At 28.3% G+C, this 14,791-nt stretch carries 16 protein-coding genes; 6 read left to right on the forward strand and 10 right to left on the reverse strand.

Going from position 1 to position 14,791, the window contains the following annotated elements:
• The first annotated feature begins 35 nt into the window (after nucleotides 1–35).
• Nucleotides 36–1,454, forward strand: a complete 1,419-nt coding sequence (locus I2E98_RS00420) for a DUF4317 domain-containing protein (RefSeq protein WP_195467014.1) — start codon at nucleotides 36–38, stop codon at nucleotides 1,452–1,454.
• 60 nt (nucleotides 1,455–1,514) lie between these two features.
• Here the strand turns inward: I2E98_RS00420 and I2E98_RS00425 are convergent, their stop codons facing one another.
• Nucleotides 1,515–2,216, reverse strand: coding sequence for an MgtC/SapB family protein (locus I2E98_RS00425; RefSeq protein WP_195467015.1), 702 nt, complete (start codon nucleotides 2,214–2,216; stop codon nucleotides 1,515–1,517).
• Between the two features lie 290 nt (nucleotides 2,217–2,506).
• On the opposite strand from I2E98_RS00425, the gene I2E98_RS00430 reads away from it, so the two are divergent.
• On the forward strand, nucleotides 2,507–3,019 hold the full coding sequence (locus I2E98_RS00430) for a L,D-transpeptidase (RefSeq protein WP_195467016.1): 513 nt from the start codon (nucleotides 2,507–2,509) through the stop codon (nucleotides 3,017–3,019).
• Nucleotides 3,020–3,164: 145 nt separating this feature from the next.
• Here I2E98_RS00430 and I2E98_RS00435 read toward each other — a convergent pair whose 3' ends face one another.
• On the reverse strand, nucleotides 3,165–4,685 hold the full coding sequence (locus I2E98_RS00435) for an NAD(P)H-hydrate dehydratase (protein ID WP_195467017.1): 1,521 nt from the start codon (nucleotides 4,683–4,685) through the stop codon (nucleotides 3,165–3,167).
• 201 nt (nucleotides 4,686–4,886) lie between these two features.
• Between I2E98_RS00435 and I2E98_RS00440 the strand changes: the two genes are divergently transcribed.
• Both I2E98_RS00440 and I2E98_RS00445 read left to right on the forward strand, forming a co-directional pair.
• On the forward strand, nucleotides 4,887–5,573 hold the full coding sequence (locus I2E98_RS00440; RefSeq protein ID WP_195467018.1) for a Crp/Fnr family transcriptional regulator: 687 nt from the start codon (nucleotides 4,887–4,889) through the stop codon (nucleotides 5,571–5,573).
• The gene (locus I2E98_RS00445) at nucleotides 5,570–5,992 is read left to right on the forward strand and encodes a cytidine deaminase (RefSeq protein ID WP_195467019.1); all 423 of its coding nucleotides are present in this window, start codon (nucleotides 5,570–5,572) and stop codon (nucleotides 5,990–5,992) included. The genes I2E98_RS00440 and I2E98_RS00445 overlap by 4 nt, the downstream gene beginning before the upstream one ends.
• A 97-nt stretch (nucleotides 5,993–6,089) precedes the next feature.
• Here the strand turns inward: I2E98_RS00445 and I2E98_RS00450 are convergent, their stop codons facing one another.
• Entirely contained in the window at nucleotides 6,090–6,539 is a 450-nt protein-coding gene (locus tag I2E98_RS00450; protein WP_195467020.1) for an NUDIX domain-containing protein, read from the reverse strand.
• Nucleotides 6,540–6,709: 170 nt separating this feature from the next.
• Between I2E98_RS00450 and I2E98_RS00455 the strand changes: the two genes are divergently transcribed.
• Together I2E98_RS00455 and I2E98_RS00460 are read left to right on the forward strand one after the other, a co-directional pair.
• Nucleotides 6,710–7,399 (forward strand): YoaK family protein, encoded by a 690-nt coding sequence (locus tag I2E98_RS00455; protein ID WP_195467021.1) that lies wholly within the window; start codon nucleotides 6,710–6,712, stop codon nucleotides 7,397–7,399.
• A 60-nt stretch (nucleotides 7,400–7,459) separates the two neighbouring features.
• Nucleotides 7,460–7,849, forward strand: coding sequence for a hypothetical protein (locus I2E98_RS00460; RefSeq protein ID WP_195467022.1), 390 nt, complete (start codon nucleotides 7,460–7,462; stop codon nucleotides 7,847–7,849).
• Nucleotides 7,850–7,951: 102 nt separating this feature from the next.
• Here the strand turns inward: I2E98_RS00460 and I2E98_RS00465 are convergent, their stop codons facing one another.
• The 7 genes from I2E98_RS00465 to purM all read right to left on the reverse strand — a co-directional run bounded on the left by I2E98_RS00465 (nucleotide 7,952) and on the right by purM (nucleotide 14,781).
• Nucleotides 7,952–8,824: a radical SAM protein gene (locus tag I2E98_RS00465; protein ID WP_195467023.1), complete on the reverse strand. Its 873-nt coding sequence runs from the start codon at nucleotides 8,822–8,824 to the stop codon at nucleotides 7,952–7,954.
• A 193-nt stretch (nucleotides 8,825–9,017) separates the two neighbouring features.
• A complete protein-coding gene (locus I2E98_RS00470; protein ID WP_195467024.1) occupies nucleotides 9,018–9,758 on the reverse strand; it encodes a hypothetical protein in 741 nt (246 codons plus the stop codon).
• A 94-nt stretch (nucleotides 9,759–9,852) separates the two neighbouring features.
• Nucleotides 9,853–10,005: a DUF296 domain-containing protein gene (locus tag I2E98_RS00475; protein ID WP_195467025.1), complete on the reverse strand. Its 153-nt coding sequence runs from the start codon at nucleotides 10,003–10,005 to the stop codon at nucleotides 9,853–9,855.
• 218 nt (nucleotides 10,006–10,223) lie between these two features.
• On the reverse strand, nucleotides 10,224–11,462 hold the full coding sequence (gene purD, locus I2E98_RS00480) for a phosphoribosylamine--glycine ligase (RefSeq protein ID WP_195467026.1): 1,239 nt from the start codon (nucleotides 11,460–11,462) through the stop codon (nucleotides 10,224–10,226).
• 208 nt (nucleotides 11,463–11,670) lie between these two features.
• Nucleotides 11,671–13,176: a bifunctional phosphoribosylaminoimidazolecarboxamide formyltransferase/IMP cyclohydrolase gene (gene purH, locus I2E98_RS00485; protein WP_195467027.1), complete on the reverse strand. Its 1,506-nt coding sequence runs from the start codon at nucleotides 13,174–13,176 to the stop codon at nucleotides 11,671–11,673.
• Between the two features lie 13 nt (nucleotides 13,177–13,189).
• Nucleotides 13,190–13,792, reverse strand: a complete 603-nt coding sequence (gene purN, locus I2E98_RS00490) for a phosphoribosylglycinamide formyltransferase (protein ID WP_195467028.1) — start codon at nucleotides 13,790–13,792, stop codon at nucleotides 13,190–13,192.
• Nucleotides 13,780–14,781, reverse strand: coding sequence for a phosphoribosylformylglycinamidine cyclo-ligase (gene purM / locus I2E98_RS00495; protein WP_195467029.1), 1,002 nt, complete (start codon nucleotides 14,779–14,781; stop codon nucleotides 13,780–13,782). The genes purN and purM overlap by 13 nt, the downstream gene beginning before the upstream one ends.
• Nucleotides 14,782–14,791 lie beyond the last annotated feature (10 nt).

Raw genomic sequence — 14,791 nt, forward strand, 5'->3', positions numbered from 1 at the left:
ATTAATAAATAAAATTTGTAATGAAAGGATTATATATGAGAAAAAAAGATATATTAGAGCTAAAAAAACGTTTTAAAAAAGACCACTGTACTTTTACAAAAATGTGTGGTTGTTACGTTAATGGCGAAAAAAATATTTTATTAAAATTTAGGGAAACATTTTTAAATTTAGAAGAAGATGATTATTTTAAATACTTAGAAATTGCTAAGAAAGTTTTATCTGGAACTATTGGTAACAATATTTTAGAACTTAATTTTGAACTTAACGAAGAACACATAAACGAAAAACAACTTTCTTTTATGAAACTAAAAAACAGTGGATTAAAAGATGATGCTTTACTTGATGAATTCTACAATTCAATTATAGAAAGTTATGATTATACCGGTAACTTCCTAATACTTATATTCCACGATGCTTACGATATTATTACTAAGACTAAAGATAATGCAAAACTAGATGAATCTGAAGAGGTTTATGAATATATTCTTTGTGCTATATGCCCTGTTGAACTATCTAAGGCGGGACTTAGATACTTTGAGGAAGAAAATACTATTAAATCTCGTACAAGAGATTGGGTTGTTGAAGCACCAAGTAATGGATTTGTATTTCCTGCCTTCATAAATCGTGGTTCAGATGTTAACTCTATTATGTACTATACAAAAAATTCAAAAGATACACATCCTGAATTAATGGAAAATGTTCTAGGCTGTCCTTCAAAACAAACTCATACAGAGCAAAAAGAAGCATTTAATGATATTATCCGAGATGCTCTTGGTCCTGATGAAAAAAAATCTGAGCATTTCTTTATGGAAATTCAAGAAAGCCTAAATAATAAAATTGAAGAACATAATAGTATTTATGAAGAGTCTGATACACCAATAGTTTTAACTAATGATGTTGTTCAGGAAATACTATCTCTAAGTGGTGTCCCTGAAGAAATTACTACTAAAATAGAAAAATCATATACAGAAAACTTTGGCGATACCCCTCCTGTAGCTGAAATATTAATAGATAATAAGGCTCTTGCCGCAAAAGCTCAAAAGAAAAAAGAAGAAATGCTTGAAAGACAGGTAAAAATCCTTGAAAATAAACTTGAAAGAGTAAGTCAAGCCTCTTCCCCAGATTCAGAAAGCGAAAAGATTTCATCAGAATTAGAAAATGAAGCTGCTATAGAAGTAGATTCTTCTAATATTACTTCAGAAGATATTAATGATTCTATATCAAAAGATAATTCTGATACCGACCTTAATACTAACATAGGGACATCTGAAGCTTTAGATGAAAGTATTGATAATTCTAATACTACAAATGAAAACTATGATATTGTACTAAAAGTAAAACCTGAAAAAGTACCTCAAATAAAATCACAAATAATTGACGGTAAAAAATACCTTGTTATTCCTGTTGATGAAAATGAACAAACTACTGTAAATGGAATTGATAGCTTAGTTTAATATAATTTAATAATAAAAATGGTATGTATCATGCTTTCTGACACATACCATTTTATATGTTTAATGTTCTATTAAATCTACCTTTTCAACTTCATTTATACACATTATATCTGTTAATATATCACTAATATCAAGTTCATCATCAATATTTATTTTAAATCTAAGCCTAACCCTTTCACTATTAGATTTTTTTTGCATTTCAATAGATACAATATCCCCACCTGTACTTCTTATCATATCCTTTATAGCTTCAACTGTCACTGATATATTTCCATTTATTCCAACCTCTATATGTGCATGTGAATTCTTAGATATAGAAATTAAATTTTTTATTTTAAATACATCATTTAAAAATGCATATGCCACAAGAGTAACCACTATTGAAGCAAGATATATACCTGTTCCTACTGCAAGTCCTATTATAGCTGCTAAACATATAGATGCTGCTGTAGTTAAGCCTTTTACACTTCTTTTATCCTTTAATATTGTTCCTGCACCTAAAAAACCTATACCTGAAATATATTGTCCAGCTAATCTGAACACATCATTATCTCCACCATTAATGCGATAATATTCTAAAGATGTTATTTGAATTAATAAGCCTACAAGTCCAACCATAACGTGAGTTCTTATTCCTACTACCATTCCTTTTTTCTCTCTATTATATCCTATTGCCCCAACAAGAATTACACATATAATTATTTTAAATATAATGACTGCTGATATTCTAAATATTTCACTATTAATAAATTCCCTTATCATAAGATACTCACCTCCAGAAACTTAATAAAAACTCTATATCTATATTATAATTTAATTTATTATCTATAATATAAGTAGATTTAAAACATTTTTAATTTTTATTAACTTATGCTATACCCTATTAAATAGACACATTTTTAGAATACTTTTCTGGAAAAAGTTTTAATTTAAATAGAAGTATAAGATTATTTAATCCAATACTTCTATTTTGTCGTATAAGAAACAATACTTGAACATTCAAAGCTAACTATTCATAAACTACTATATTTAGTAATTAAAAGAGAGGCTTTATGTTATTTTATAGTAAATTAAAAAATTTATATCACAAACTAATTTTATCCAAATATATAATAGCTCATAATTTTAGAATTCCATCAAATTACAATGATACCTCTACAAAATTTGTAAATAACAATAATTTATCTAGCACTACCAAATATCTTATTTGGGTAGATACTAATAATTTTCATGTGAATATTTTTTCAGGCTCTAAAAATAACTGGAAGCTAGTGAAGAATTATATTTGCTCTATTGGAAAACCATCCACCCCTACACCATTAGGAACATTTAAAGTTGGTGCTAAAGGATTTTCATTTGGCGAAAATCATGGGTATATTTGTTATTACTATACACAATTTAAAGGAAATTATCTTTTCCATTCAATTATTTATAACTTAGATAATACAGTTAGAGACGGACGTCTTGGATATAAAATTAGTAATGGCTGTGTTAGACTTGCTAAAGTAAATGCTAAATGGATTTATGATAATATTCCATATGGAACTACCGTTTTTATAAGTTAAAGAATTGATTATAAAAGTTGAGAATCAATAATAAAACTATATATTTATAATTTAAGCTGTATCCCACATATTTGGTAGAATACAGCTTATTTTTATTATATACGTATATAATCACTTCTCAATATCATCTCTAATTTTCATTTCTCTACTGTAATTTAAGTTGATTTTCATGTTTATTTATTAAATCTTCAACTATATATGGAAGCTTTTCAATAATATGAGATGCATTAACACAAAACATATCTTTTGATAATATATCTCCACAATATCCATGAATATAGGCTCCTAATATTGCAGCCTTAAAAACATCATAACCTTGACCTATAAAAGAGGCAATAATTCCTGTAAGTGCATCTCCCATACCTCCTGATGCCATTTTGCTATTTCCTGTTGAATTTATATAAACTTCTCTACCATCAGTTATTATAGTATTATATCCCTTTAATAATACTACTACATTATATTCTTTAGCAAAATTAACAGCAATATCAATTCTATTTTCAACTAACTCTTTGATATTAATACCTGTAATCCTAGACATTTCTCCCATATGTGGTGTTATTACAATCTTTCTATTACTATTCTTTAATAATTCTAAATTATCTTTTAATACATTTAATGCATCTGCATCAAGAACTACAGGACATCCTTCCTTAGAAAGAATACTTCTTACCTGTTTAAATGTAAATTCATCATTTCCCATACCAGGTCCCATTGCAATACTATCACTATTTAATATAACCGCTTCAAATGTATTATCCTCATATGACATTGACATAGCTTCTATTAATTTAGTCTTTAAAATATCTACTACAGATTTCTTTGTACAAAGAGTAACTAACCCTGAACCAGTTCTTACAGCTGCCATAGTTGAAATATACGCTGCACCTGTAAATTTTTCAGATCCTGCTATAATAGTAACTCTTCCAAAATTACCTTTATGTGAATACTTATTTCTCTTTTTTATAATACTTTTTATATCATTTATTTCTGTCATGTATTCTTTATTATGAAATTTATTAACTACATAATCTGGTATACCTATTTTTTCAATTATTATATCACCTGTATATTTTTCACTTTCATAATCTAAAAATCCCTTTTTATAAACTTCAAAAGAAACAGTTTTATCAGCTTCAATAGAATTACCTAGAATCCCAAAGCTATCGCATTTCATTCCTGAAGGTATATCTATAGAAAGTGTGTAAGTGCTTTTTTCATTTATTATTTTAATTACTTCATCATATATTCCTTCTATTTTTCTGCTTAAACCTATTCCAAAAATTGCATCAATAGTCATGCTATTTTCACTTAGTGCTTCCCTTAAATTTATAATATCTTCACTTTTAATAATATGCTTTATATTAATCCCCATATTTTTTAAAATATTATAGTTTGTTTTACAGTCTTTACTCATTGAATGATTACCTATTATAAATATATCTACTTTCATATTCATACTAAAAATATGACGTGCAACAGCTAAGCCATCACCTCCATTATTTCCAGTTCCACATACTATAGTAAATGATTTAAATTTTTCAAAATCTATATTTTTATTAACCTTTAATGCAGCATTTTCCATAAGAATAATTGAAGGAACTTTTAAATTATTTATACAGTAATTATCTATATTTCTTATTAAATCTGACTTTCCTATTTTCAAAATCTCATCACCTTTTATAAAATTAATTTATATATTTATAATTATACCATCATTTAACTATTTTATATTAATTTTAATAATTTGTTTCTTTAGATTATCTTTCTAAAATTTTGGACATTTGTCCTTAATTTTTCTATTACCACTTTCTAAAAAAATTTAATATGATATAATTACTTTACTTAACTAATAAGGAGACTTGCAATGAACAACTTACCTTATTTTTTAGACACTTGTCCTAATTATATAAAAAATAAATTTATGTATGTTAAATTTAATACCTTTGATAAAATACTTAAACAAAATGAAGCTCCTAACTTTGTATATATAATAAAAAAGGGAAAAGTCAAAGTTTATTCACTAACACCAAGTGGAATTAAATATCTGGAAAGGACTTATTGTGAAAATGATTTATTTGGGGAATTAGAAGTATTCGCTAATAAACCTATATTAAATTATGTAGAGGCACTTGAACCTTGTGAAGCAATTAAAATTTCTAAAGAATCCTTTTTAGAATGGATTAAATATGATAGTGAATTTTCTTTATATATTCATATAGAGCTTTCTGAAAAAATGTATCATACTTCTATTAATAGTAAAGCAAATGTTGCTTATAATTTAAAAGATAGAGTACTCTTCTTTTTATGGAAGTTTTTAAATGAACATAATCTAAATACCGTTCATAAAGACATACTAGTAGAAGGTGTAGGTTCTAATATTAGAAGTATTAATCGAATTATTAAAGAGTTAGTAGATGAAGATATTGTTGAATATAATAAAGGATTTATTAAGGTAAAGGATATAAATAAACTTGCTGATATAAATTTCTCCTCTAATAGTCATAATAACTTAGTAAGTATTTTTAATAATAATTCAGGAGGCAAACCATGATAGATAAGAAATTATTAATAGAAAAAGCATTCGATGCTCAAAAACATTGTTACACACCATACTCAAACTTTAATGTAGGTGCAGCTTTACTTTGTGCTAACGGTGAAATTTATCAAGGATGTAATATAGAAAATGCTGCATATACACCAACAAATTGCGCTGAAAGAACAGCTTTCTTCAAAGCAATTTCTGAAGGTCAAAAGGAATTCACTGCTATTGCAATTGTAGGAAATAAAGCAGACATAAAACCTGGAGATGGGGATTTTTGTGCTCCTTGTGCTGTATGCAGACAAGTAATGGCTGAGTTTTGTGATTTAAAAACTTTTAAAGTAATAATTGCTAAAAGTACAGAAGAATATTTAGAGTATACATTAGACGAACTTTTACCATTAGCATTTACAGGTAAAAATTTAGAGTAAACTATTAAAAGCTATTGATTTCTAATCAATAGCTTTATCTATATACAAAAAAGTTATTAAGAATTATCTTTAATTTACTCCCTAATAACTATTTATCTTATAAACTATAATATTGCTCTATGAACACTTTATGACTTCTCGGTATATTTTCAGGTAGTTCATCATAACTGAAGAAACATAAATCCTTAGTTTCAAAATTATCTATATTCAGTTCACCACTATAATTTTTACATACATATCCTATGGTTATAAAGAAAGCCTTATCTCCATGAGGAAACTCTATAAAACAATCTTTACCTGAAGTTGTTCCTAAAAGCTTTAATTCTTTTATATCTAAGCCTGTTTCTTCTTTTGCTTCTCTAATTGCAGTAGTTTCAAGAGACTCACCTAACTCTGTAATTCCACCTATTAATCCCCATTTGTAAGGAAATGTTCCTCTCTTTTGTAATAATATTTGATTATCTTCATTTATTATTAATACATTTACCCCTGTCAGATTTATTGAGTCATGACCTACTCTTTCTCGTATATATTTAACATAATCCATATTTATAACCTCACTATTATTCATTAGCCTAAACAATATAATTAACTTTTTTCTCACTTCTATTATACCTATAACTTTTTGTTATTAAATAAAAAGAAAGATAATTTTCTAATTTAGGGCATAATATATAGGTCATTTTATTAATATTTATGTCTTTAAGGTGGATTTATATGAAAAATAACAATAACAAAATACAAAAGCTACCACCATTTGAAAAGCCTTTATTTATAATGATAATAACTTTTGTTGGTGGATATATGAATGGTTATACTTATATTACAAGAAATAATATATTAGCTAATATGCATACTGCTAATATGTCTAAATTAGGAATTAATATTGCTCTTGGAGAGTGGTTAGAAGCACTACATTACTTCATTCCAATTGTAACCTGTATATTAGGTGCAGCTTTTAGTAAATTAATCGAAACTATACTTATAAACTTTAATTTTAAAGGGGATTGGAGAAAGTTTGCTCTTATTTTAGAAGGAATTGCATTATTTTTAATAGGACTAATTCCTAGTTCTTTTCCTGATATTATTGTTACTAATTTAGTTTCTTTTTTAATGGGATATCAATTATGTTTATTTAGAAATTGTCTTGGTGTCCCTTTTAATACAACTATATGCACTGGTAATATTAGAACTGTTGGATTATTCTTATTCGGTGCATTAGATAAAGAAAGTACTGACTCTTTTAAAAAATTAATTACTTTTACAATACTTACTTTTTCTTTTACAGCTGGTACTATTCCTGGTACTTTAATATCTCTTGCTTTAAGTATTAAATCTGTATGGGTTTGTAGTTTTATATTATTTATACAAGCTTTTTGGATATATATTTATGAAAAGAAACTTTAAACAAACTTACCTCTTCTAAATACTATATAGTATGAAATCTAATGATAGGAGATGAGATACATGTCAAAAAATTGTTGTAACACTGAATCACCCTTCTGTAATAATAACTGCTGTAACCCTTGTAATGGCTATGGCAATGGTATATCAAGCTTTGGTGGCTCTTGGTTTTATATGCTAGCAATATTTTTATTATTTGGTGGTAGTGGCTTTGGTCCTGGTAGCTTTTGGGATGACTATGGCAAGATATTCCGTTGTAGCGGATTTAATAATGCTTGGTGTGATAATATTGGATTTAATAAATTTAACAACGGCATCTTTGGTAACAGCAACTTTGGTAGTAATAATCTTTCTAATGCCAATCTTTCCAATACTGGACTTGCTGGACTTCTTGGAGGTCTTTCTGGTAATAGTAACTTTAATATTGGTAATCTTACTGATTCTTATAATTAAGCCACTCCCAAAGAAAGCTATTAGGATTAATTTTCCTAATAGCTTTCTTTAAAATCTAATAATAGACATGTATCATGAGTATCGTTTCTCTCATAACTAAAACTATATATCAAAACTTAATTGAATTTCATTATTTTTTTCTTCAAAAGTTCTCATATATTTAAAAACCTCTTCTACTCCACAAATAATATTATTCTTCTCACAATTTTCCTTAATAATTTTCATCAATTTTTCATGATTATCACTTACTACTTCATAACTATTACCATATTTTCTTATATATTTCTCTTTTAACCCTTTAAAATACTTATCTAAATTTTTATAATAATACTCTCTATTTCCATCTCTTAATGTTAATCCAATACCGAATACTACAATTCCTTTAACTTTAGCTTCTATACAATAATTTAATATTCCTCTTATATTATCTTCGGTGTCATTTATATATGGTAAAATAGGAGTTAACCAAACTACTGTAGGAATACCGTTATCCCTCATTATCTTTAACACTTCAAAACGTTCTTTTGTGGTAGAAACATTAGGCTCAATTATTTTGCATAACTCTTCATCATAAGTTGTTAGTGTCATCTGTACAACACACTTTGCTTTATTATTTATGCTTTTTAATAACTCTAAATCTCTTAATATTCTATTTGATTTAGTTAGTATTGTTAATCCAAATCCATGCTTTTCAATTATCTCTAAACATTTTCTTGTATTTTGCAGCTTTTCTTCTAATTGAATATATGGATCACTCATTGCACCTGTTCCTATAATGCACTTTTTCCTTTTTTTCTTAAGTGCATCCTCTAATAACTGAGGTGCATTACTTTTAACTTCTATATTTTCAAAGCTATGATTCATTCCATAGCAAAGACTTCGGGCATCACAATATATACATCCATGAGTACATCCTCTATAAATATTCATTCCATTATTACTAGATAGTATCCCCTTAGCTATGATCTCATGCATATACCTGTAACTTCCTTCCTTAATTATTTCATTACTCTATATCTTAATACAGTTTTTAATTTTTCTAGTCCTACCTTCTTCTGTTAAATCCCATAATCCATCTAAAGAATAAACAGTATATTAAAAATAACCATCTGGTGTATGTCTATTTTTATACATCATTCTAATTTCATAGGCAATAGAATAGTTGATTTTACTGTAAAGAATTTATAAAAGCTTCTAACTCACTTAATGTTGCTGATTCATAATTCCAACAAGCATCTATATTTTTAGCCTCTTTTACTATTGAGTTATAGATATTATTATATTCATCTTTTGTTACATTTTGATTATCTATAAAGAATTCAATTAAATTATCTCTAATAGGTATATTATTACCTGATTCAGTTTTAGCATAAAGTTCTTTTGTCTTTGCTTCACCATTTTCTACTGTAACTATTGTAATTTTCTCTTCTTCCCAAGTTTTTTCAGAATTATAGACTGTAAGACTTGGATTTTCAGAATTGTCGTTTACTCTAAAAGTATATGATACATCACTTTGTCCATATCGCTCTCCAATTACTCCTTCATATATACATTTTACTTCTCCATCTTTTATTGTATATAACATTACCTGCATATCATGTAAAATTATCATTTCTGGAATTTCATCCTTATCAAAATCAATTAATTGTCCATATTTAATTCCTTTAATCATTCCAGTTGATTCTGTCTCGAATCTACCATACTTATCTATTAAACTGTTAACCTCTTCCTTGTATAAAGCCTTGTAATCAACGATTTCCTCTTCTTGCTCTTCAACTTCTTCTTTATCTATCTCTTCTTGAACTATATTATCAACTTCTTTATCCTCTTGTTTACTTGTACACCCTACACCGTTACTAAATACAAAAATTATTGCCAAAAGTAACATAACCCCTTTTATCTTTCTCACTTTAACCTCTCCCTATTTACATTTTATTCCAAATACTATTTTATAATATTTTTTCTATATTTAAAACATAATTTTATATTTTTATTGTAGTAGATTAAAAAATTAAAAATTCAATTAAGTTTGACACACATCCTACTGATGATAATACAACTGCAGCCTTAAGGTTCTCTTCTTTTGCTATTTTCTTTATTTTAATTAATAAATCATCTCCTCTCTGAAGCCTTTTGCATATAATTCTACTATTCATTTTATTTACCTCATTTTACAAGTTAATTCTAATAACTATACTGAACATTACTAATATATTTAAAAGTATGCTCTTAATTATATAATTACTCTATAATATACTCATATATTATTTTGCATTTAATTATTTTACTATAGATTTATTATAATTTAATCAACTCTAAATAAAAACATCCTCAACATTTATGCTAAGGATGCTTCACTATTTCCATATTTATATTAAATATCTCTTCTACAATACTTACCTTCAAAATTAACCATATCAGCTAACTTATAAGCCTCTTCTCTAGCCTCTTGAACCGTTCTACCTCTTCCAACAACAGATAAAACTCTACCTCCACTAGTTCTAAGAACTCCATCTACTAATTGAGCACCAGCTAAGAATACCTTGTCCTTAATACTTTCATCAATAGTTATTTCAAATCCCTTTTCAAAAGTTCCTGGATATCCATTAGAAGCTAAAACAACATTAACGCAAGCTCCATCATACCACTTAACTTCAACTTCATCTAATCTACTATCTAAAGCTGCTTCAACTAAATCAAGTAAATCACTTTCCATTAAAGTTAATACAGATTGAGTCTCTGGATCACCCATTCTTACATTGTACTCTAATAAATAAGTTCCCTTTTTAGTTATCATTAAACCAAAGAAAATAATTCCCTTAAAATCAAATCCTTCTTCTTGAATTCCTTTTAAAGTATTAGCAACTATGTTTTCTTCAAAGTCTTTCATTACTTCTTCAGTAACAAATGGATTTGGTGCTAAAACTCCCATACCACCAGTGTTTGGTCCCTTATCTCCATCAAATATTTGTTTGTGGTCTTTTCCTGAAATAAAAGGTATTAAAGTTCTACCGTCAGTAATTGAAAGGATTGAAGCTTCTACACCTTCAAGGAATTCTTCAATAACAACCTTTTGTCCTGCCCCCTTGAAGATATCAGAAATCATAAAATCATCAATTGTATTCATAGCCTCTTCCTTAGTTGCTGCAATTACAACTCCTTTACCAGCAGCTAATCCATCAGCTTTAATAACTATTGGATATTCACAGTCTTCTAAATAAGCTTTAGCTTCTTCACATTTTGTGAAAGTTCCATATTGAGCAGTTTTAACTCCATACTTTTTCATAAAATCCTTAGAAAAAGCTTTACTTCCTTCTAATTGAGCACCTGCAGCATCTGGCCCAAAGCATCTAAGCCCTGCTGCCTTAAACTTATCTGTTATCCCTTTTGTTAATGGATCTTCTGGTCCAACAAAAGTTAAATCTATATTATTTTCTCTTGCAAATACTACTAATTCATCTATATCAGTGATATTAACATTTTCACATTTATTTTCAATTGCAGTTCCACCATTACCAGGTGCTACAAATATTTTACTAACTTTTTCACTTTTAGCTAATTTCCAAGCAATAGCATGCTCTCTTCCACCCGAACCAACTAATAATACTTTCATGTAATTACTCCTTTTCTTTTAATTATAAATGACTTATAACTATCAACTATATCTGTTACTAATGACAAGTGACAAGTGGAAAGTGACAAGTTAAGGATGAAACTACTTCGTAGTTTCTACAAATTATAAATTTTCTAAAGTCAGCCTAAGCTGACTTTATCCCTTAACTTCCCACTTGTCACTTGCCACTTGTCACTATTAAACATTCTTAATGTTTAAAGTGTCTTATTCCTGTGAATACCATGGCAATTCCATGTTCGTTGCAAGCATCAATTGATTCTTGATCTCTTATTGAACCACCTGGTTGAATTATTGCTTTAATTCCATATTTAGAGCATTCATCAACTATATCTCTAAATGGGAAGAATGCATCTGAAGCTAGTATAGTTGCTCCTTCACCTCTTCTTAAAGCATCCATTGTTGGCCAAATTCTATTAACTTGTCCTCCACCAATTCCTACAGCAACACCATCTTTAACTGTAACTATAGCATTTGATTTAACATATTTAACAACCTTCATACCAAATACTAAATCTCTCATTTCAGCTTCAGTTGGAGCTTTTTCTGTAACAACTTTTAATTCATCTAAAAGTTTAGTATCTTCTTCTTGAACTAAAATTCCTCCATCAACAGTTACCATGAATTTCTTATCACATGGCTTAACGTTACATTTAATAACTCTTAGGTTTTTCTTAGTTCTTAAAACTTCTAAAGCATCTTCATCAAAATCTGGAGCTGCAACTACTTCTAAGAATATTTTAACCATTTCTTCAGCAGTAGCTTTATCAATCTTCTTATTGATAGCAACTATTCCACCGAATATTGAAGTTGGATCTACATCGTGTGCTTTAGTGTAAGCTTCTACTGCAGTATCACCTATTGCAACACCACATGGAGTGTTATGCTTTAATGCACAGCAAGCTGTTTCTTCAAATTCATTGGCAACTTTCCATGCGATATCTAAATCCTTGATATTGTTGTAAGAAAGTTCTTTACCATTTAATATTTCAAAGTCATTCATACCACCATCAAATTCATTTGAAACATAGTATGCAGCACTTTGATGTGGGTTTTCACCATATCTTAAGCTTTGCTTCTTCTTATATGAAATTGAAAGATATTCTGGATATTCTTCTTCATCATTTAACATAAAGTTAGAAATTGCTGCGTCATAAGCACTCATTAAATTAAATACTTTACCAGCTAATTTCTTTCTTAACTTGTAGCTGACATCTCCAGTTTCATTAATTTCATTCATTACTAATTCATAATCCTTAACATCTGAAATAACAACAACATCTTGGAAGTTCTTAGCTGCTGCTCTTAGCATTGTAGGACCACCAATATCTATAAATTCAACTTTTTCTTCAAAGCTTAAATCTTCTCTTACTTTTTCAAAGAAAGGATATAAATTAACTATAATCATATCTATAGTTTCAATATTTCTTTCTTTTATAGTTTTCATATGCTCTTCATTGTCTCTTATAGCAAGTATTCCTGCATGAATAATTGGGTGAAGAGTTTTAACTCTTCCATCTAGCATTTCTGGGAAATTTGTAACTTCATTAACTTCTGTTACTGCAACTCCATTTTCCCTTAAGTGTTTATACGTACCTCCAGTTGAAATAACCTCAACTCCGTTTTCTGCTAAAAACTTTGAAAAATCTAAAATTCCAGTCTTATCAAATACGCTAATTAATGCTCTTTTAATCATGTAAAAATCCTCCCTATTTTAAAATATTTACTCTGCCGTCTATAATCTCAATTTTACCTCTACTTATTAAATCAATAGCTTTAGGTAATAATTTATGCTCTTCCACTAGTACTCTCTTTTGTATATCTTCTGCCCTATCATCAAAATATACTGGAACTGCTTCTTGAAGTATTATTGCCCCACCATCTACTTCTTCATTAACAAAATGAACTGTACATCCAGTAAACTTAACACCTGAAGCTCTTACTGCATTATGTACATGCATCCCATACATTTTATCTCCACAAAAACTTGGTATAAGTGAAGGATGAATGTTTATTATTCTATCTTTAAATTCTTTTAATATTTCCCCATCTAATATTGAAAGATAACCAGCTAAAACTATTAAATCAACCTTACCTTTAGTTAATTCTAATATCTTATTAGAAGCTTCATTTCCATATTCCTTTTTAGAAACAACATATGATGGAATTCCAGCATTTTTAGCTCTTTCTAAACCATAAATGCCTTCTTTACTTCCAATAACCATTTCAACTTTAAAAGTTTCTTCTCCATAATCTAAAATTGATTGGAGGTTTGAACCTCCACCAGATACAAGTACTGCTACTTTAAGCAAACTCCTTCACCTCCAGCTGTTACAACACCAATTTCATAAGCTTTTTCACCTAATTCATGAAGTTCTTTTATAACAGCATTAACATCTTTTTCATCAACACATAACACAAAACCAATTCCCATATTAAATGTGTTATACATATGATCTCTATTTACACCTTTGTTAATCATATCTTCAAAGATTGCTGGTAATGGATAACTATCTTTATTTATTTCTGCAGTTAATTCTGAGCCATTAAACATTCTTGGGACATTTTCAATAAATCCTCCACCTGTTATATGAGACATACCCTTAATATCAAATTTTTCAATTAAGCTTAATATTGGTTTAACGTATATCTTAGTTGGAGTAATTAATGTTTTCCAAACTTCTTCTCCATTAAATTTTTCATTTAAATCTGTATATAATTTTCTAACTAAAGAGAATCCATTTGAATGTACCCCTGAAGAAGCAATACCAATTAGCTTATCGCCTGGCTTAATATTTTTTCCGTTTATTATTTTATCTTTATCAACGATACCTACTGCAAATCCTGCAATATCATATTCTCCTTCTTTATAAAAACCTGGCATTTCAGCAGTTTCTCCACCAACTAAAGCACAATCTGACATAACACAACCATCTGAAACACCTTTAACTAAATCAGCAGCAACTTCTGCTTCAAGCTTTCCACAAGCTATATAATCTAAGAAAAATAATGGCTTTGCTCCATGACATAAAATATCATTTACACACATAGCTACACAGTCAATACCCACTGTATCATATTTCTTAGTTTTAAATGCTAATTCAAGCTTAGTTCCAACCCCATCCGTACCTGAAACTAAAACAGGTTTTTTATAACCTTCTGGTAATTCAACCATTCCAGCAAAACTTCCTAAGCCATTTAAAACATATTCACTCATTGTTCTTTGTGCATATTCTTTTATAAGCTTTACTGACTTATAACCCTCTTCTATATTAACTCCAGCATCTTTGTAAGTTATCATTATAAATTCC

This window comes from Clostridium sp. D43t1_170807_H7, from assembly GCF_015555905.1.
Classification (GTDB): domain Bacteria; phylum Bacillota; class Clostridia; order Clostridiales; family Clostridiaceae; genus Clostridium.

Excerpts from the sequence above, each read along its gene's own strand:
- I2E98_RS00420 (WP_195467014.1), top strand. The coding sequence starts at position 36 with ATGAGAAAAAAAGATATATTAGAGCTAAAAAAACGTTTTAAAAAAGAC.
- I2E98_RS00425 (WP_195467015.1), bottom strand. The coding sequence starts at position 2,216 with ATGATAAGGGAATTTATTAATAGTGAAATATTTAGAATATCAGCAGTC.
- I2E98_RS00430 (WP_195467016.1), top strand. The coding sequence starts at position 2,507 with ATGTTATTTTATAGTAAATTAAAAAATTTATATCACAAACTAATTTTA.
- I2E98_RS00440 (WP_195467018.1), top strand. The coding sequence starts at position 4,887 with ATGAACAACTTACCTTATTTTTTAGACACTTGTCCTAATTATATAAAA.
- I2E98_RS00445 (WP_195467019.1), top strand. The coding sequence starts at position 5,570 with ATGATAGATAAGAAATTATTAATAGAAAAAGCATTCGATGCTCAAAAA.
- I2E98_RS00450 (WP_195467020.1), bottom strand. The coding sequence starts at position 6,539 with ATGGATTATGTTAAATATATACGAGAAAGAGTAGGTCATGACTCAATA.
- I2E98_RS00455 (WP_195467021.1), top strand. The coding sequence starts at position 6,710 with ATGAAAAATAACAATAACAAAATACAAAAGCTACCACCATTTGAAAAG.
- I2E98_RS00460 (WP_195467022.1), top strand. The coding sequence starts at position 7,460 with ATGTCAAAAAATTGTTGTAACACTGAATCACCCTTCTGTAATAATAAC.
- I2E98_RS00465 (WP_195467023.1), bottom strand. The coding sequence starts at position 8,824 with ATGCATGAGATCATAGCTAAGGGGATACTATCTAGTAATAATGGAATG.
- I2E98_RS00475 (WP_195467025.1), bottom strand. The coding sequence starts at position 10,005 with ATGAATAGTAGAATTATATGCAAAAGGCTTCAGAGAGGAGATGATTTA.
- purD (WP_195467026.1), bottom strand. The coding sequence starts at position 11,462 with ATGAAAGTATTATTAGTTGGTTCGGGTGGAAGAGAGCATGCTATTGCT.
- purH (WP_195467027.1), bottom strand. The coding sequence starts at position 13,176 with ATGATTAAAAGAGCATTAATTAGCGTATTTGATAAGACTGGAATTTTA.
- purM (WP_195467029.1), bottom strand. The coding sequence starts at position 14,781 with ATGATAACTTACAAAGATGCTGGAGTTAATATAGAAGAGGGTTATAAG.